The 18,843-nt window shown below is 51.4% G+C and carries 16 protein-coding genes; 6 read left to right on the top strand and 10 right to left on the bottom strand.

Annotated elements, in window-relative coordinates; all coding sequences use genetic code 11:
* Positions 1-273 precede the first annotated feature (273 nt).
* Both lysP and yieE read right to left on the bottom strand, forming a co-directional pair.
* The gene (lysP, locus tag ACLJXE_RS02015) at positions 274-1,743 is read right to left on the bottom strand and encodes a lysine-specific permease (protein ID WP_410749957.1); all 1,470 of its coding nucleotides are present in this window, start codon (positions 1,741-1,743) and stop codon (positions 274-276) included.
* 195 nt (positions 1,744-1,938) lie between these two features.
* Positions 1,939-2,820, bottom strand: a complete 882-nt coding sequence (gene yieE, locus ACLJXE_RS02010) for a DNA-binding transcriptional regulator YeiE (protein ID WP_048211165.1) — start codon at positions 2,818-2,820, stop codon at positions 1,939-1,941.
* A gap of 133 nt (positions 2,821-2,953) precedes the next feature.
* On the opposite strand from yieE, the gene ACLJXE_RS02005 reads away from it, so the two are divergent.
* The 3 genes from ACLJXE_RS02005 to ACLJXE_RS01995 all read left to right on the top strand — a co-directional run bounded on the left by ACLJXE_RS02005 (position 2,954) and on the right by ACLJXE_RS01995 (position 6,146).
* Positions 2,954-4,003 carry a YeiH family protein gene (locus ACLJXE_RS02005; protein WP_410749956.1) on the top strand — a complete coding sequence of 350 codons (1,050 nt, stop codon included), beginning with the start codon at positions 2,954-2,956 and terminating at the stop codon, positions 4,001-4,003.
* A 194-nt stretch (positions 4,004-4,197) separates the two neighbouring features.
* Positions 4,198-5,055 (top strand): deoxyribonuclease IV, encoded by an 858-nt coding sequence (gene nfo, locus ACLJXE_RS02000; protein ID WP_410749955.1) that lies wholly within the window; start codon positions 4,198-4,200, stop codon positions 5,053-5,055.
* Positions 5,056-5,057: 2 nt separating this feature from the next.
* A complete protein-coding gene (locus ACLJXE_RS01995; protein ID WP_137383676.1) occupies positions 5,058-6,146 on the top strand; it encodes a sugar kinase in 1,089 nt (362 codons plus the stop codon).
* Between the two features lie 106 nt (positions 6,147-6,252).
* Here the strand turns inward: ACLJXE_RS01995 and ACLJXE_RS01990 are convergent, their stop codons facing one another.
* The 4 genes from ACLJXE_RS01990 to hypT form a co-directional block, all read right to left on the bottom strand.
* Positions 6,253-7,503 carry a NupC/NupG family nucleoside CNT transporter gene (locus ACLJXE_RS01990; RefSeq protein ID WP_286629146.1) on the bottom strand — a complete coding sequence of 417 codons (1,251 nt, stop codon included), beginning with the start codon at positions 7,501-7,503 and terminating at the stop codon, positions 6,253-6,255.
* Positions 7,504-7,598: 95 nt separating this feature from the next.
* The gene (locus ACLJXE_RS01985; RefSeq protein ID WP_286629145.1) at positions 7,599-8,534 is read right to left on the bottom strand and encodes a pseudouridine-5'-phosphate glycosidase; all 936 of its coding nucleotides are present in this window, start codon (positions 8,532-8,534) and stop codon (positions 7,599-7,601) included.
* On the bottom strand, positions 8,522-9,463 hold the full coding sequence (locus tag ACLJXE_RS01980; RefSeq protein WP_410749954.1) for a pseudouridine kinase: 942 nt from the start codon (positions 9,461-9,463) through the stop codon (positions 8,522-8,524). Before ACLJXE_RS01980 ends, ACLJXE_RS01985 begins: the two co-directional genes overlap by 13 nt.
* Positions 9,464-9,764: 301 nt before the next feature.
* Positions 9,765-10,676 carry a hypochlorite stress DNA-binding transcriptional regulator HypT gene (hypT, locus tag ACLJXE_RS01975; protein ID WP_286629144.1) on the bottom strand — a complete coding sequence of 304 codons (912 nt, stop codon included), beginning with the start codon at positions 10,674-10,676 and terminating at the stop codon, positions 9,765-9,767.
* A 350-nt stretch (positions 10,677-11,026) separates the two neighbouring features.
* Here hypT and ACLJXE_RS01970 point away from each other — a divergent pair, with 350 nt between their 5' ends.
* Positions 11,027-11,746, top strand: a complete 720-nt coding sequence (locus ACLJXE_RS01970; RefSeq protein WP_410749953.1) for an aspartate/glutamate racemase family protein — start codon at positions 11,027-11,029, stop codon at positions 11,744-11,746.
* Between the two features lie 76 nt (positions 11,747-11,822).
* The gene (locus tag ACLJXE_RS01965; protein WP_410749952.1) at positions 11,823-13,121 is read left to right on the top strand and encodes an anaerobic C4-dicarboxylate transporter; all 1,299 of its coding nucleotides are present in this window, start codon (positions 11,823-11,825) and stop codon (positions 13,119-13,121) included.
* 112 nt (positions 13,122-13,233) lie between these two features.
* Here the strand turns inward: ACLJXE_RS01965 and fruA are convergent, their stop codons facing one another.
* The 3 genes from fruA to fruB are packed head-to-tail and all read right to left on the bottom strand — an operon-like array spanning position 13,234 to position 17,007.
* Positions 13,234-14,922 (bottom strand): PTS fructose transporter subunit IIBC, encoded by a 1,689-nt coding sequence (gene fruA, locus ACLJXE_RS01960; protein ID WP_286629141.1) that lies wholly within the window; start codon positions 14,920-14,922, stop codon positions 13,234-13,236.
* A 16-nt stretch (positions 14,923-14,938) separates the two neighbouring features.
* Entirely contained in the window at positions 14,939-15,877 is a 939-nt protein-coding gene (gene fruK / locus ACLJXE_RS01955) for a 1-phosphofructokinase (protein WP_003027446.1), read from the bottom strand.
* The gene (gene fruB, locus ACLJXE_RS01950) at positions 15,877-17,007 is read right to left on the bottom strand and encodes a fused PTS fructose transporter subunit IIA/HPr protein (RefSeq protein WP_410749951.1); all 1,131 of its coding nucleotides are present in this window, start codon (positions 17,005-17,007) and stop codon (positions 15,877-15,879) included. The genes fruK and fruB overlap by 1 nt, the downstream gene beginning before the upstream one ends.
* Positions 17,008-17,375: 368 nt before the next feature.
* Here fruB and setB point away from each other — a divergent pair, with 368 nt between their 5' ends.
* Positions 17,376-18,557 (top strand): sugar efflux transporter SetB, encoded by a 1,182-nt coding sequence (gene setB / locus ACLJXE_RS01945; protein WP_410749950.1) that lies wholly within the window; start codon positions 17,376-17,378, stop codon positions 18,555-18,557.
* Here the strand turns inward: setB and ACLJXE_RS01940 are convergent.
* The gene (locus ACLJXE_RS01940) at positions 18,554-18,808 is read right to left on the bottom strand and encodes a YkgJ family cysteine cluster protein (RefSeq protein ID WP_410749949.1); all 255 of its coding nucleotides are present in this window, start codon (positions 18,806-18,808) and stop codon (positions 18,554-18,556) included. The two genes, setB and ACLJXE_RS01940, sit on opposite strands and share 4 nt — an antisense overlap.
* Between the last annotated feature and the right edge of the window lie 35 nt (positions 18,809-18,843).

The following is an 18,843-nucleotide window of genomic DNA, read 5'->3' as shown; positions in this document are numbered from 1 at the left end:
ATCGACTTTCAACCGGACCAGGGTGTCGTGTCAGCGCTCTGGCTTTCAGCAATATCCGTTTTACAGTTCAGACCAAAAATGCGGATAGTGAGGTGTGGGCTGGTCCGGCTGAAAATTGCCGACGTGTTTCCGTAAGGCCGGAGGAACCCGCAGGGATGCGGGTTCAGGGTGAGTGCCGGGGGGTTATTGTCTGCCGGATGGCAGCGCGGAGGCCTTACCCAACCTACACTATCTTACGTAGGCCGGATAAGCGCGGTGCCATCAGGTACAAGATTACTTCTTCACACGTTTCGGAAAGTGCATTTCGCTGTAACGAACGAAACGGGTTCCCTTGGTCAGCTTATAGCCAAACCAGATGATCAGGAACAGCGGGATACCAATGTAGGTTGCCATTACGCCGCCCCAGTCAATGGTATCTTTCAGGAACGCTTCGTAGTTTTGACCCAGGGTAATGATCAGGCACAGGACAAAGGCAAAGATCGGCCCCAGAGGGAAGAAGCCAGAACGGTACGGCAGACCCTTAATATCATGGCCCTGTAACACATAACCACGACGGAAACGATAGTGACTAATTGCAATTCCCAGCCAGGCGATAAAGCCCGTCATCCCGGAGGTGTTCAACAGCCACAGGTACACAGTCTGGTTACCAAACATGGATGTCAGGAAGCACAGACCTGCCACGACAGTCGTCGCGTACAGCGCGTTACGCGGTACGCCACCACGAGACAGTTTAGAGAAAATACGCGGCGCTTTACCGTCACACGCCAGGGTGTAGAGCATACGTGTTGATGCATACATGCCGGAGTTACCCGCTGACAGCACCGCCGTCAGGATAACGGCGTTCATCACCGCCGCTGCAGACAGCAGACCCGCGTGCTGGAATACCAGCGTGAACGGGCTGACGCTGATGTCTTTTACATCATTGCGCAGCAGGCTCGGATCGGTATACGGGATAATCAGGCTGATAATCAAAATCGCGAACACATAGAACAGCAGGATTCGCCAGAATACCTGGCGCACCGCGCGTGGAATGTTCTTCTCAGGATCTTCAGATTCACCCGCGGCGATACCAATCAACTCGGTTCCCTGGAATGAGAAGCCGACGATCATCGCCACACCAATCATGGCTGCAAAACCGCCAGCAAAGGGGGCATCACCTGTAGTCCAGTTACTCCACCCCACCGGTTGAGCACCTTTGAAGATACCGATAATCATCATCACGCCAACCACGATGAAGATAATCACGGTGGTAACTTTGATCAGTGAGAACCAATACTCCGCTTCGCCAAATCCACGTACCGAGATGTAGTTCAGCAGGAAGATAACGCCAAGGAACAGCGCACTCCAGATCCAGCCTGGCGTATCCGGGAACCACCAGCTCATTACCAATTGTGCGGCCACCAGGTCCACGGCGATAGTCACCGCCCAGTTGTACCAGTAGTTCCAGCCGAGCGCGAAGCCAAAGCCTTCTTCTACATAGTTCTGACCGTAGGTAGAGAACGAACCGGAAACCGGCATATAGGCTGCCAGCTCACCAAGACTGGTCATCAGGAAGTACACCATCAGGCCAATCAGAATATAGGAAAACAGCGCGCCGCCAGGACCCGCCGCAGAAATGGTTGCACCAGATGCAACGAAAAGACCCGTTCCGATGGAACCACCAATGGCGATCATCGTCAGGTGACGCGCCTTCAGTTCACGGCGTAGCGTGGGCGCTTCTGTGGTTTTAGTTTCGGAAACCATGTGAAAATGCTATCCATCCAAAAAATGAGGCGCGATTGTAGCAGACGAAATGGCATTCTTCCGGCACAAATGCGCTGTTATAAGAGACCTTCATGACTGGCCGCGGATTATAAGTAAAGCAGAAACTGGGCAACCTATAACGATTGCCCTCAGTTGAAGATGGGGTGTTCATTGCAGGTGCGACGCATCCGCGTCTTATTCAACCTGCTCTACCTGGTCGCTATAACGTAAAAAACGCAGCAGCGAGTTTGAAAGATGTTTTTGCCGATGATGGACGCGCCAAAGCGTGCGGACCAGACGTGGTAACGGCACCGGAACTTCACTTAACGTTCCTGCCTGCAGTTGTTCCGCAATAACCCGACGCGACAAGCAGCTGATCCCCAGGCCATGACGAACAGCATGTTTAATAGCCTCAGAGTTACCCAACTCCATTGCCATCTGAAATCTTGGTAGATGAGACAATAGCAGGTAATCCACCAACTCACGGGTACCGGACCCACGTTCGCGCAGGATCCAGGGCGAAGCCGCAAGTTGCTCCAGCGTCACGGGACCAGTGGTTAGCGGCGATGACGGCGCAGCAAATACCACCAGTTCATCTTCCAGCCACGGTTCAGAGATGATTTCTGTACTGTGACATGGCCCTTCGATAAGCCCGATGTCGACCCGAAAATCCAGCACTGCATTGATAACATCCTGGCTGTTGCCCACGCTGAGTTCCAGCGGCAAATCGGGGAAATCACGCCGATAACCTGCAATCATGGCAGGTAAAATATAGTTGCCGATGGTGCTACTGGCATAGACGCGAATCGCGCCATTATCTTCACGAAAAAGCTGTTCGATTTCTGTCGTCTGCTCGAGCAATGCCAACGCACGCGGATAGAGTAAGCGCCCGTGCTCATTGACCACCAGCCGCTTGCCGACGCGGTCAAACAGTTGCACGCCAAGTTGCCCCTCTAAATCGGTCAGCGCCGCGCTTACCGCTGATTGCGACAATGACAGCATGACAGAAGCCTGGGTCGTCGAGCCGCTTTTCAGTACCTCAGCAAACACTTCAAGTTGTCGCAGGGTGATATGCATAGTCGTTTTCCACCGGGTAGTCCGTGCTTACCACTTATAAAGATTAATTATAAATATATAATCAATTTTATTTTTAAGCCACTTCACCTTACAATTTTTGCCAAGAAATCATTCAAATTATTCAGGAGGGGTTATGACTGAACTCGCCCTACAGAATCATCGTCGTACAGTGTGGCATTTTATTCCGGGGCTTGCCCTGAGCGCAGTTATCACCGGAGCCGCCTTATGGGGAGGTTCCATTCCCGCCGTCGCAGGTGCGGGGTTCAGCGCCCTCACCTTAGCCATCTTATTCGGGATGGTTATCGGCAACACCGTGTATCCACAAATCTGGAAAAGCTGTGACGGTGGCGTGCTGTTTGCCAAACAACATTTACTGCGTCTGGGGATCATCCTTTATGGTTTCCGCCTCACCTTCGCCCAAATAGCCGACGTTGGTGTCAGCGGTATCGTCATCGACGTCCTGACGCTCAGCAGCACCTTTATGCTGGCCTGCTTCCTCGGGCAGAAAGTATTTGGTCTGGACAAACACACCAGTTGGCTGATTGGCGCGGGAAGCAGCATTTGTGGTGCCGCTGCGGTATTAGCCTCCGAGCCGGTGGTGAAAGCTGAAGCCAGTAAGGTAACGGTCGCCGTTGCTACCGTGGTCATCTTCGGGACCATTGCTATCTTCCTGTACCCGGCGATGTACCCGTGGCTTTCGCACTGGTTTAGCCCGGAAACCTACGGGATTTATATTGGCTCCACGATGCATGAAGTCGCACAGGTTGTTGCTGCCGGGCATGCAATCACCCCGGAAGCTGAAAACGCAGCCGTCATTGCTAAAATGCTGCGTGTCATGATGCTGGCTCCATTCCTCATCATCCTGGCGGCACGTGTTAAACAACTCTCTCCGGCGACCGGCGGAGAGAAAAGCAAAATCACCATTCCGTGGTTTGCCATCCTGTTCATTGTGGTCGCGATTTTTAACTCGTTCCACTTTCTGCCGCAGTCGGTAGTGAACATGCTGGTAACACTGGATACCATTTTGCTGGCAATGGCGATGGCCGCGCTGGGGCTGACCACTCACGTTAGCGCCCTGAAAAATGCCGGTGCTAAACCCTTGCTGATGGCGTTGGTCTTGTTTGTCTGGCTGATTGTGGGCGGTGGTGCAATCAACGTCTTCATTCACAGCGTGATGGCATAATCGATCACGACTATCCCCCGATGACCCGCTATACTCTTCCCTTTTGCAGTTGAGTATGGCGGGTTTTTCCCGTCATATTTCAAGTTGCAGGCACGTTGGCTGCGCACGTTCACCCCAGTCACGTACTTAAGTACGCTCCCGGGGATTCTCTTTCTTGCCACCTTCCTGCAACTCGAACTATTTAGGGAATCATTATGAAATACATCGGAGCGCACGTAAGCGCCGCTGGCGGTCTGGCTAACGCCGCTATTCGAGCCGCAGAAATCGAAGCGACCGCATTCGCCCTGTTCACCAAAAATCAGCGCCAGTGGCGCGCCGCACCATTGACCACTGAAGTCATTGATGACTTCAAGTCAGCCTGCGAGAAATATCACTTTTCCTCCGCACAAATCCTGCCACACGACAGCTACCTGATTAACCTCGGCCATCCTGTCAGCGATGCGCTGGAAAAATCACGCGATGCTTTTCTTGATGAAATGCAGCGCTGCGAGCAGCTTGGTCTATCCCTGCTTAACTTTCACCCGGGCAGTCACTTAATGCAGATCCCGGAAGATGAATGCCTGGCGCGTATTGCCGAATCAATCAACATTGTCCTTGCTCAGACTCAGGGCGTGACGGCTGTCATTGAAAACACCGCCGGGCAAGGTAGTAATCTTGGTTTTAAGTTCGAGCATCTGGCGGCAATCATCGACGGTGTCGAGGATAAATCCCGTGTAGGTGTCTGCATCGACACCTGCCACGCCTTCGCGGCCGGTTACGATTTGCGTTCCGCTGACGAGTGTGAAAAGACATTCGCTGAATTTGAACGTATTGTCGGCTTTAACTATTTACGCGGTATGCACCTGAACGATGCCAAGAGCACATTTGGCAGCCGCGTTGACCGCCACCATAGCTTAGGGGAAGGCAATATCGGTCACGATGCATTCCGCTGGATCATGCAGGACAGCCGTTTTGACGGCATCCCACTGGTACTGGAAACCATCAACCCTGATATCTGGGCCGAAGAAATTGCATGGCTGAAAGCGCAGCAAACTGAAAAGGCGGTCGCATAATCATGAACGACAGGGAAAAGCAGATCCTTAAGATCCTGCGTCGCAATCCGCTAATACAGCAAAATGAAATCGCAGATATTTTGCAGATCAGCCGTTCGCGCGTCGCCGCACATATTATGGATTTGATGCGCAAAGGAATGATCAAAGGTAAAGGTTATATCCTTACCGAACAAGATTATTGCGTCGTCGTCGGCGCAATTAACATGGATATTCGTGGTGTCGCTGACATCCACTATCCTCAAGCCGCATCTAACCCCGGCAGCATCCACTGTTCAGCAGGCGGCGTGGGACGAAACATCGCCCACAACCTGGCGCTACTGGGCCGTGACGTGCATTTAATTTCCGCTGTTGGTAGCGATTTCTATGGCGAAACGCTGCTGGAACAGACCCGTCAGGCTGGTGTTAACGTTTCCAATTGTATTCGTCTGCATGGACATAACACCTCCACCTACTTGTCGATCGCGAATCAGCAGGAAGAGACCGTACTGGCGATTAACGATACCCACATTCTGCAACAGCTAACGCCGCAGTTGCTGAACGGTTCACGGGATCTTATCCGCCATTCCGGCGTCGTGCTGGCAGATTGCAACCTGACTGCTGAAGCCATCGAGTGGGTATTTACTATTGCTGATGACATTCCGGTATTTATTGATACCGTTTCAGAGTTCAAAGCAGCAAAAATGAAGACCTGGTTTACACGTATTCATACGCTCAAACCCACGCAGAAAGAGTTGGGCATTTTATGGGGTAAGCCCGTCCAGTCGGATGCGGATCGCGTGCAGGCCGTCAACGACCTCCATCAGCAGGGGGTAAAACGCATCTTTGTGTGTCTGGAAGACGAATCCGTTTTTTGCAGCGAAAAGGACGGAGAGCAATTTTTACTGACATCGCCGAAGCATACGGTGATAGACAGCTTCGGTGCCGATGACGCATTTATGGCGGGATTGTTATACAGCTTTCTGGAAGGCAGTGAGTTCCGCGAAAGCGCGCAGTTTGCAATGGCCTGTGCAGCATTATCACGCGCCAGCGTCAGTATTAACAACCCGACGCTCTCCGCCGATAATGCCCTGTATTTGCTGAAAACCGCTTAGATGTAATGCCGGATGGCACTATGCTTATCCGGCCTGCAAACTACAAGCAACAACGCTTCCTCGTAGGCTGGGTAAGGCGTTAGCCGCCATCCGGCAAAACATCCGGCTACGCTAAACCAATAAAGAAACCGGCTATTGTGGCGCTCATCAGGTTAGAAAGCGTTGCCGCAGCCAGTGCTCTCATCCCAAGCTGCGCAATTTCCGGTGCGCGCTGTGGCGCAATGGCTGAAAACGCACCGACAACAACACCAATCGAACCAAAGTTTGCAAATCCACACAGGGCAAACGAAATAATCGCAATGGTCTTCACATCCAACGTCCCACCCGTTTGCAGGTACGGCGAGAAGTTGAGATAAGCGACAAATTCGTTGATTGCCAGCTTCTGCCCGATCAGGCTCCCCGCCAGCGTTGCATCGCTCCAGTCCACCCCCATAATCCACGCCAGCGGAGCCAGAATATAGCCAAAAATGCCTTCCAGGGTCGCGTGCCCGAAGCCAAACCAACCGCCAACGCCCCCAATAATGCCGTTAATTAACGCAATAATGGCGACAAATGCCATTACTACCGTCGCAACACCTGCGGCAATTTTCAGCCCGGTCATCGCCCCGCTCGCCGCCGCCTCGATGATGCTTTTCGGTGGTGTCTCAGTAAACGACAGATTCTCGAAGGTAACGCGAGACTCTTCTGTTGCCGGGCTCAACATACGCGCGAACAAAATCCCGCCAGGAATTGCCATCAACGATGCCGCCAACAAATAATCGATGGGTACCCCCATTCCGGCATAACCAATCATCATTGAACCCGCAATAGACGCCATCCCGCTACAAATTGCAGTAAACAGCTCATTGCGATTCAGGCGCTCAATAAAGGGTTTCACGATTGCCGGAATTTCGTTTTGCCCGAGAAAAATCGTCGTCACCGCAACAAACGACTCGATTTTACTGATGTTCAGCGCTTTCTGGAAAATACCACCGAGAATACGGATCAACAGTCCCATTACGCCAATGTAGTAAAGCAGGCTTATCAGCGCGGTAACAAAAATGATGGCGGGGAGAACCCGGAAGGCAAAGATAAAACCGGCACCGTCAAATAGCACATCCATTTTAGGACCTACCAACGAGCCAAAAATAAATGCACTTCCTGCATCGCTATATGACATAACCTTGTGGACACCGAGTGCAGCCTGTTCAACCAGCCATTTCCCCGGAGGGAAATACAACATGATACCGCCAATGGCGATTTGCAGAACCAACGCAGCGCCAACGGTACGCAGGCTAATACGTTTTTTATTTACTGACAGCAGAAACGCGATGGCCAGTAATACCACCATACCCACAACACTTCTCATTATATCCATAATGAAATCCCTTCATGCCAGGAAACCCGGCGCTAACGCCAGGTTTTGGTAGGTTTGATATGCACGGGCGACCGCTTTCTGCCCGGAAAATTCGGTCAGGCGAGGCGTTGATATTCCTTCGCAATCTCGCAAGCCAGTACGGCGTTGTTGAACACCAACTGAATGTTAGATTTCAGACTGTCGCCTCCGGTCAGTTCCGCAACCCGTGCCAGAAGGAACGGTGTGCTATCTTTGCCCACAACGCCCTGCTCTTCAGCTTCTTTCACTGCCCGATCGATTGCCGCGTTAATTTTTTCTTCTGCCATTGCAAACTGTTCAGGGATTGGGTTTGCGACAACCAGGCCGCCGTTCAGGCCGGTTTGCCATTTCACCGCCATTGCGCGGGCAATTTCTTTTGCGCTGTCCAGACGAATACTGACGTCAAACGGGCTGGTGCGGCAGAAAAATGCTGGCAGTGATTTTGTCTGATAACCAATGAGCGGCACACCGAAGGTTTCTAAATATTCGGTTGTTAATCCGAGGTCGAGAATAGATTTTGCCCCTGCGCAAATAACCGTAACATTGGTATGTGCCAGTTCTTGCAGATCCGCAGAAATATCAAATGTATGCTCCGCCCCGCGGTGAACACCGCCGATGCCACCGGTTGCAAATACTTTAATTCCCGCCATAGCGGCAATAATCATGGTAGAGGCAACGGTAGTCGCGCCATTTTTCCCCGCCGCTACAACAAACGGTAAATCTCGACGGCTAACTTTAGCAACGTTATGCCCTTCGCGTCCTAAAAGGTCAATTTCGTCTTTACTCAAGCCAACTTTCATTACTCCGCCAATAATGGCAATGGTTGCAGGCACAGCACCATGTTTGCGAATGGTTTCTTCTACTTCAATTGCTGTCTGCGCATTTTGTGGAAATGGCATGCCATGAGAAATAATGGTTGACTCAAGTGCAACAATCGGTTTTTTACTGTTTAATGCTTCCTGAACTTCTGGAGATATTTGTAATAATTCAGAGGAAAGAGTTAATTCAGACATTCTGTGTTCTCCACTATTGAGCTAACATTCGCAACAGACAAATCAGGGTTATTGGTATATTCACAGGCCAGTGCCATAGATGAGCAACCCTGCGCAAATCGAACCGAATCAATAAAGGGCAAACCGTCTACCCAGCAGGAAGCCAGTCCCGCCATCATGGCATCACCAGCTCCCGTTACATTGATGACGTGAGTTTTAATGGGCAGCGACCAGCCGCGACTCCCTGATATATCACTATAATAAACACCGTCCCCCCCCATGCTGAGCACCAGGCGGTTTAGGCCACGTTCATGAAACCACGTGGCAACTTTGCCAACATCCTCTCGCCCGGAGAGTGCAATACCACTCAGGGTTTCAGCTTCAAGTCGATTAGGTTTTAAGGTATGGATTTTGCCGAGTTGCTCGCGAATTTTAACGCACTTCCATGCCGATACCGGGTCAACAAACACCGGTACCTCACCCGCATTTTCCAACACCCATGTCAGCGCGTCTTCACTGATATTACAGTCAGCAACAATGACTTTTGCTGCACGAATAAAATCACGATGTTGCGACAAAAAATCTACTGAAATGTGGTCGGTAATACTCATATCATTAATGGCAACCAGCATCTCACCGGTATTATCAAGCAGCGACAAATAACTTGATGTATTTTCTCCAGCAACAATCAGGCATTTTTCGACATGAACACCAGATTGATTAGTTTGTGCCAGCAGTGATTGCCCATAGAAATCGTTACCAACGGCAGTCAGTAACCATGAATTTTTCCCCAGCAGCGCTAAATTATGAGCGATATTGCGTCCCACACCGCCTGGCGTAAATTTTATTTTCCCCGGATTTGAGTCCGCATAATTCAGAGAAGCATGCGAATACCCGGCAACATCCATATTGGCCGAGCCAATGGTTACTATGTATTCCTTTTCACGCATAGCACGTCCCCTGGCAATATAATTACCACTAAAGAGTTCGTCATAAATAATCCTTACCACATAAAGGATTATTAGAGCACATGTTCACTATCAAACATGTGTTCATGTTAGCCAGGTTTTTTGTAAAGTAAATCCATCCGCAAGATCTAAAACAAATAGATATGAACAGAGTCACAATTTTTTATAGATACAGTTTGCAAGGGAGCGAAAAAATGAGAGACAGAACACAAATCGAGCAAACCAGAAAAAAACCTCCGGATAACCGGAGGTTTTTCAGATGCGTCAGGCAGACGGGTGTGTATTAACTGAGCGAAACCAGATCCTCCGGCATGTGGTTGTACAAAATCCGCCAGAAGTGCTCAGCCGTTTTATTCAAGCGGGTATCCATCCGGTAAATATAGGCCTGAATAGGTACCATCAGTTCCGGCGTCTGCAGACAAACCAGCCGCTTGTCACGCAGTTCGTTTACGATAGTCCACGCCGGCAGCCAGGCGATACCATGCCCATCTAATGCCATATTTTTCAATAACTCACTCATCGAAGACATAAACAGTGTACGAGCAGAAATGCCCCCCACTTCCGCCAGATGACGGTTTACCAGTCTTCCCATGTAAGATGTGCTGGTATAGTTCAGAATCGGCACCTGCGGCTGATAGATATCAAACAACGCCCTCCCCTGCGCGTCAGCCGCACAGACGGGATACAGCTCAGACTCAAAAACCTTCAAACCGCAGAAAGGTGACTGCATTAAATCTTCATCCCGAAAGGAGATAATAAAATCACTTTTCCCTTCACGCAGGGTATTCACCGCTTGCACCACATCAATCGCCTCGACGTGATAAACAAATTCCTCCCCCCAGGCCGCCATTGAGTGCACTAATCTGGGCAACATAGTCAGCGACAGAGAATGTGCCGCCGCTATTTTGATATTGGGTACCCCAAGCAGGTTGTGCCCACTTAGCTCATCCAGATTGCATTCCAGCTGTTGCAGCAGACTACGGGTTTGTGAATGAAAGAGCTTACCCTCCTCCGTGAGTTGCAGTGGGCTCGTCGTGCGATCAAAAAGCTGTACCCCCACGGCTGATTCGAGCGCCTTGATCCGCCTGCTAAATGCCGGTTGCGATATATTGCGTTCCTCAGCCGCCTGGGAAAAATGACGACACGCCTCCAGCGTCAGGAAATCATATAACCATTTTGTCTCAATATTTTTCATGCCTGTCACGCGGATGTTTAAATAGGGTGATTAACCTAAAACATCATGCCAGAGGTGTTCCAGAGATGATATTGGCGATTAGCCACCGATGATTCGTTTTTTGCATCGAACCTTCGTTTTTGGCATTACCGTGCCTCCCTCCCCCTCGGCCACGACCGCTCGCCTGCCGCGTATTGTCGGACCTCAGGCTCAATATCGGCCTGCTGAGGTGACAAACGAAGCCAAATCCATGCAGTTTTTGCATTAAACAAAACATTATTGCATTTCTCCTCTCGACTCGCTGCTGTTAAACATTAGGGCAAGACAAACACAGCCTGAATATTATTTAACGGTGAATTGAGGTATATATCGTGAAAGGTTTAATTGGCGTACTTGGTGGTATGGGTCCGGCGGCAACCGTCGATCTCTTTAATAAATTCGTCACCTTTACCGCGGCACAACGTGACCAGGAACATATCCCATTAATTATTTCATCTATTCCTGACATTCCTGACCGAACTGACGCGTTAATGCATCATGGTAATTCTCCACTCCCGGCAATGCGCGATTATATGCATAAACTCGAAGATGCTGGCGCGGAGTGTATTGTGATCCCCTGTAATACCGCCCACTTTTGGTTTAATGAATTAAAAGAGTGCTGTCACACAGAGCTGCTCAGTATCGTTGAAACGACCATCAACGAGGTCAAGAACTGTGGGAAATCACGTATTGGACTGCTCGCCACCAACGCCACGTTGTACATGGGTCTCTATCAAAAAGGCATTGAATCTCTTGGGCTAACCTGCATCAGTCCTGACTCTGCCAGTCAGAAAAAAGTGATGGAAAGCATCTATTGCTTAAAAGCCGGTGATGCTAAGCGGGCACAAATTCTAATGAATGAACAGGCTCAGGCACTCTTCTCTCGCGGCGCACAAGTTATCGTACTGGGCTGTACGGAAGTCCCCGTCATCCTGGCCGACGCGGTCAAACAGTCACCTGATAAATATATCGACTCAACCGGTTCGTTGGTTCGCGCCGGTATTAAATGGTACGAGAAACGCGTGGGTAAAAATCACCTTTTGGTGCAATGAATATCTATGCCTGGCTAATTATTACATTACATAAACACCCATTTTAATAACGACTCATTCTCTGGCGGAGGCCATTATGATTTGGCTGGAAATTATCGTAGTGTTAGGGGCAATATTTTTTGGTATCCGCCTCGGCGGAATTGGTATCGGTTTATGTGGCGGGCTGGGGCTGGCTATATTAACGCTGGGATTTGGGTTGCAAATTGGTTCGCCGCCCGTGGACGTCATTCTTATTATTATGACGGTTGTCGTGGCAGCATCGGCGCTACAGGCCGCAGGTGGTATGGATTATCTGGTTCGCGTTGCCGGGAATTTTATGCGGCGTAACCCTAAATATATCAATATCATTGCGCCCATTATTACCTGGTCGATGACCATTATGGCGGGGACCGGATTTATTGTCTTTTCTACCCTACCAGTCATTGCCGAAGTAGCAAAAGAGTCCGGTATCCGCCCCTCACGCACGCTCGCAGGGTCCGTCGTCGCCTCCCAGGTGGCAATATCCGGCTCGCCGATCAGTGCTGCGATGGCCGCAATGTTAACCATCATGGAAGGAAACGGCGTCAGCTTTATACAGGTCATGGCGGTATGCCTGCCCGCCTCGTTCGTTGCCGCAATGGTAGCCGCATTAATCGCTTCACGCCAGGGGTGCGAGCTACAGGATGATGAAGTGTATCTGGAACGCCTGCAAAAAGGTCTGGTCCGTAAATATGAAAGCCAGAGTAGTACGACGCCAGGTGCTGTGCTTTCCGTTGCCCTGTTTATGCTGGCAACCATCGTCATTGTCATCCTTGCCGCCTGCCCTCAGTTACGTCCAGGATTCGACGTCGGTAGTCCGATGAATACGCGGGATATTATTATTATCTGCATGCTATCTGCCGCTTGCCTGATGGTCGTGCTATGCAAAACATCTACAGATGCCATTGTACTGGCATCCACTTTTCGGGCAGGGATGAGTTCGCTGGCCGTCATTCTCGGCATTGTTACGCTGGGAACCACATTCATTGACGCACACTTAGCGGAAATTAAAGATATCGCGGGTAATATTCTACAGGCCTACCCAATGCTGTTGGCTCTGGTACTGTTTGGGACCTGTGCGCTGCTCTATTCGCAGGGAGCCACCACGCCGTTGATTATCCCGCTTGCCGTCGCGCTCGGCGTACCCACCTGGGCCATTCTGGCTTCTTATGTGGCAGTGACTGGCGTGTTTGTTCTACCCACCTACCCCACTTCACTGGCGGCAATGGAGTTCGACACCACCGGGACAACACGCGTGGGTAAGTATGTCTTAAACCATCCGTTTATGTTGCCCGGACTCGGCGGCATCATCGCTGGCGTTGCCTTTGGTTTTATCATTGCCCCAATGATTGCTTGAGATAATAAATGACGGTTCACATTGCGGTGATGTAAGACCGCTAGTCTCAACGACAGGAATGTGCAGATCAAAAAAAGGGCAGAGAAATCTCCGCCCTTTTATCCGTATTTAATTATGCCGCTTTAGCAACTGCATCCACTTCCGGGCGCTTCAGCACCGCGTAGGAGAGACCTGCCACCAGCGTACCGGCAACAATCGCCAGCAGGTAACCAAGCACAGGGGTAATGGCGCCGGGGATCAGCAGTACGAACAGTCCGCCGTGTGGTGCCATCAGCTTCGCGCCTACAGCCATTGAAATTGCCCCCGTCACCGCGCCACCGACGATACAGCATGGCAGAACACGCATCGGATCGCGGGCCGCGAACGGAATTGCACCTTCGGTGATAAAGCACAAACCCAGTACCAGCGCCGCTTTGCCACCTTCTTGTTGTGCTTTGTCGAACTTACGACGCGCAACCAGCGTTGCCAGACCCAGAGCCAACGGTGGCACCATGCCTGCCGCCATAATGGCTGCCATCGGTGCATAAGTTTGCGTACTCAGCAGACCCACCCCAAAAGCGTAGGCCGCTTTGTTCACTGGACCGCCCATGTCGGTACACATCATGCCACCAAGAATGGCACCAAGCAGAACCGCATTCGCCGTCCCCATGGTTTGCAGCCAGTGAGTCAGGCCTTCCAGAATGCCCGCAACCGGTTTACCAATCAGGTAAATCATTGCCAGACCCACTACCAGACTCGAAAGCAGCGGAATAATCAGAATCGGTTTCAGCGCTTCCATACTCTGTGGGAGTTTCAACTTCGTGCTGATGATCTTCGCCACATAACCGGCAAGGAAACCGGCGATAATCCCACCGATAAAGCCAGAACCGGTGCTCACTGCCAGCATACCGCCGATAAGACCCGGCGTCAGGCCAGGACGGTCAGCGATAGAAAATGCAATGTAACCTGCCAGAACTGGCACCATCAGTGCGAAGGCTGAGCCCCCACCAATCTGCATCAGTGCTGCAGCCAGCGTACCTTGCTCTTTGAATGCTTCAATACCAAAGGCGAATGACAGCGCAATACACAGGCCGCCCGCAACCACCATCGGCAGCATGTAAGACACACCGGTCAACAGGTGACGATACGCGCCCGCGCCCTCTTTTTTGCCTTCTGTAGCCGCAGCCTGATTCTTCCCGGCAGGCTGATACGGGGTCGCTTCATCCAGCGCTTTATCCAGTTCCTGCTTCGTTTTCTTCAGCGCCAGGCCCGTAGACGTGCGATACATCGGTTTTCCAGCAAATTTCGCCAGATCAACCTCAATATCAGCCGCCACAATCACCAGATCAGCCTCGGCAACCTCTTCCGGCGTAATGGCATTACCTGCCCCTACTGAGCCACGGGTTTCCACTTTCACCCACCAGCCGCGTTTTTTCGCTTCGGTTTCAATGGCTTCAGCAGCCATAAACGTATGTGCGACACCTGTTGGACAAGCTGTCACTGCCACCACACGTTTTGGACCATTGCTTGCCACTGGCGTTGTCACAACCGGCGCGCTATATGGCTGCGCATGGCCTTTTGCTTCACTGAGAAAAAGCTCAGGATGCGCAACCGCGCGACCGATGTCACCCAGCCAGACCTTTTTGCCGTTCAGGGAACTGTCGACAGGCAGCTTATCGCCCAGGACAATGGCCAGCTCTGCATCATTTGGATTATCGATAATCTCCAGATGCGCTTTCTGTGCCGCCGCTCCAAGCAGGGTTTTCGCCATATAGGCGCGAGCCTGGCCGAGATTAGCGTCAATAATCAGCAGCGTTTTCATTATGCCTCTCCTGCTGTCAGTTAAACGGTTTTAAGTCGACACGCGCCATCATTGCGGCCAACTGAGGACGATCGGTAATGCCCACATTACTTTGGCTTACCGCCAGGGCGGCAACTGCCGTCGCCAGACGCAGGGTATGTTCGCTGGATTCACGCATCAGCAAGCCATAAATCAGACCGCCAACCATCGAATCACCCGCACCTACAGTACTGACCACCTCAACTGACGGTGGTTTAGCAATCCATTCACCCGAAGCGTTAACCCATAACGCGCCTTCCGCACCGAGTGAAATCACCACGTGCGCAATGCCTTGTTCACGCAGAGCATGTGCCGCATCGATAACATCTTTCATTTCTGGCAGCTTACGGCCAGCCCAGATTTCCAGTTCACGACGGTTTGGTTTCACCAGCCACGGAGCCGCTTTCAGGCCTGCGACCAGCGCTTCACGACTACTATCAAAGATAATGCATGGACACTGACTGCGCAGGCGCGTCATCCAGTCAGTGAATGCTTCAGGGCTCACGCCGGTCGGCAAGCTGCCACTGACGCACACCATATCGAATTGCCCCAGCCAGCTTAGCGAGTCATTCACAAAGCGTTCCCAGTCAGCCGGCGTGACTTCAAAACCGGAAAAATTGAAGTCAGAAACTTCACCATCTTTTTCAGTCAGCTTGACGTTAATACGGGTACGCCCCTGCACCACCTGAAAACGGTTAGCGATGCCCAGTTCACTGAACAACTGCTGAAAACCATCCTGGTTGTCCTTACCCAGAAAGCCGCCGACCGTTACGTCAATCCCCAGGTCCTTAAGCACTTTGGCGACGTTAATCCCTTTTCCCGCCGCATGCAGACCGGTCGTTTTCACCAGATTGACTTCACCGCGTTCAATTTCCGGGCAAAAACCGACCAGATCATAAGCCGGATTCAGGGTGATAGTTGCAACACGTCTGCTCATTATGCGCCCTCCCCGAGACCCGCCGCGATGGCATCGCCAATGGCTTTCAGCGCCTGTTCAGCATCTTCACCCTGTGCGGTAAAGCGCAGGTGGTGTCCTTTTTTCACGCCCAATGCCACAACTTTCATCAAACTGCGTCCATTTGCCGGTTTTCCGGTTCCATCAAGATTTGTCACGGTTATTTCACTATTAAATTGTTTAATCGTATTCACCAGCATGGTGCCCGGACGGGCATGTAAACCATGCTCATTACGCACTACAAACTCGGCACTCAGTACATCATCAGTTAATGCATCATCGCTGGTCAGCAGCGCCAGCACAGTCGCAGCATCAGCCTTCAGCAAACGGTCAGCTTTATTGCTCAGCAACAGATCACCAAGACGCTTCAGCACCGCAACGGGTTGGTCATCATTCATCGCGACAGTAACCAGCAGCGCAGCCGCTTCGCCCTGCACGTCAAATGCGCTTACCGCACGACTGACCGCGACGGCGCTGCGCACATTGCCTTCAGCACAGTCATTCAGCCAGATGCCCTGCCCAAGATTCATTGGTTGTTCGTTAATGGCTCTGGCCACAAAGGTGGCATCTACTGCACCGACTTCTTTCAGACGCGCGGCGTTCAGTGCCTGCAGCGTCACCAGCGAATTGGCGACGACGTCCAACGACAGCGTTTCGTTATCAAGCTTCAGTTGCTCGCTCTGCTTTTCTCCCATCAGCAATGCCCGCAACTCTTCTGCCGTGGTGGCAGATTTCAACTGTTCCGCTACCGAGTCATCACTCAATACATGAGTCAGCTGACGCAGCAACCCGAGGTGCTCATCTGAGCTGGCTGCAATGCCGATTGCCACATACGCAACCTGACCTTCGCCCCACGTCACGCCCTGCGGAAACTGAAACACCTGCACCCCGGTTTTCAGCACCTGATCGCGTGTGTCTGTCGTACCGTGAGGAATGGCAATACCATTGCCGAGGAACGTCGATGTTTGTTGTTCGCGCGCCAGCATGCCATTGACATAGCCGTCCGCAACGTTGCCCGCTTGCACCAGGGCTGCGGCAACCTGCCGAATAGCCTCTTCTTTATTCCCGGCCTGTTTGCCCGGGTGAATATCCTGAACAGATAACTGGAACATGATTCTCCTCTCCTGCCGAATTGAAACGATTCAGCTAACATGAGAAAAAAGGCGTCACCCGACTTCATCAGTTAAGGCAAGATGACGCTGAAACGTTTCAAGAAGTTTGGATCTTTCTGCTTCAGCACGCAAGTAAAGTTAACAATTAACTTGCTGAATTTAGATATGCCGCACATTTTCTCGGCGTTTCTTTGAAACAAGCTGACGCAAAAACGTGTTCAGCGACTCAACTTCAGCATCGTCAGCATGTGGACTTCTCAGACTGAAATGACATTTTGATTTTCCATACCGATTTTGATTTAGTGCCCTGTTTATTTTCTGGCGAGCAGCGTAAACTCCGCCTCTCTTCACTCCACTGATAGCTAAACATGCATAACACCCCCGTAGCCGCCACACCCAAGGCGTTTGATTTAACGTCTTCGGCGTTCCTGCTTGTCGCTTTTCTCACGGGTATCGCCGGGGCATTACAGACCCCCACGCTCAGCCTTTTTCTGACCGATGAAGTCCATGCTCGTCCGGGAATGGTGGGGTTCTTTTTTACCGGTAGCGCCGTCATCGGCATTTTGGTAAGTCAGTTTCTGGCCGGACGCTCTGACAAAAAAGGCGATCGTAAAAACCTGATCGTTTTTTGCTGTGTACTGGGCATGCTGGCCTGCGTGCTGTTTGCCTGGAACCGTAACTATTATATTTTGCTGTTTGTCGGCGTATTCCTCAGTAGCTTTGGCTCCACCGCCAACCCGCAAATGTTTGCTCTCGCCCGTGAACATGCCGATCGCACGGGCCGGGAAGCCGTCATGTTCAGCTCTATTTTACGAGCTCAGGTTTCACTGGCCTGGGTGATCGGCCCACCGTTGGCCTACGCGCTGGCCATGGGATTCAGCTTTACGGTGATGTATCTCAGCGCCGCGGTGGCATTTATTGTCTGCGGCGTGATGGTGTGGTTTTTCTTACCATCAATGAACAAAAGCGTCCCTCTCGCGACAGGTGCGGTTGAAGCTCCACGCCGTAATCGTCGTGATACGCTGCTGCTTTTTGCTATCTGCACATTAATGTGGGGTACCAACAGCCTCTATATCATTAATATGCCGCTGTTTATCATCAACGAGCTGCATCTACCTGAAAAACTCGCCGGTATCATGATGGGTACCGCCGCAGGGTTGGAAATCCCAACCATGCTGATTGCCGGATATTTTGCGAAACGTCTGGGCAAACGTCTGTTGATGAGAATTGCCGCCATCGCCGGGTTCTTTTTTTATGCAGGCATGCTGTTGGCACATTCGCCAGCGGTTTTGCTCGGCTTACAGTTGCTGAACGCGATTTACATCGGCATCCTCGGCGGGATTGGCATGCTTTATTTTCAGGATTTAATGCCGGGACAGGCGGGATCAGCAACAACGCTGTACACCAATACCATCCGCGTAGGCTGGATTATTGCCGGGTCGCTGGCAGGTATTGCTGCAGAGATCTGGAATTACCACGCCGTATTCTGGTTTGCGCTGGTGATGATCGTCGCGACAGTTGTATGCCTGGTGCGCATCAAAGACGTTTAAGGTGCAGTCAACGCTTCAAGCTCAATAAGGTACAGCATGGCCTGGTGTGTCGTTTTACCGCACATTTCCTCACTGGGTTGCAAACCGGCACACACTTTTGGGCGCAACGGAGACGCAAAAATCTTACAGCGCAGGGATTCATCTAGCTGAACGCATGGCGTATTAGCGGGCTTGCCATCAGGCATGCCAGGGATAGGGCTGGAGATAGAAGGCGCAGTGCAACATGCGCCACAATCCGGACGGCATTCCATACAGTATTCTCTTTAGCGTAAACCATCGGATTGTT

This window comes from Citrobacter sp. U14242 (assembly GCF_046555775.1).
Classification (GTDB): Bacteria; Pseudomonadota; Gammaproteobacteria; order Enterobacterales; family Enterobacteriaceae; genus Citrobacter.
This window is presented reverse-complemented; position numbering and strand designations above follow the sequence as displayed.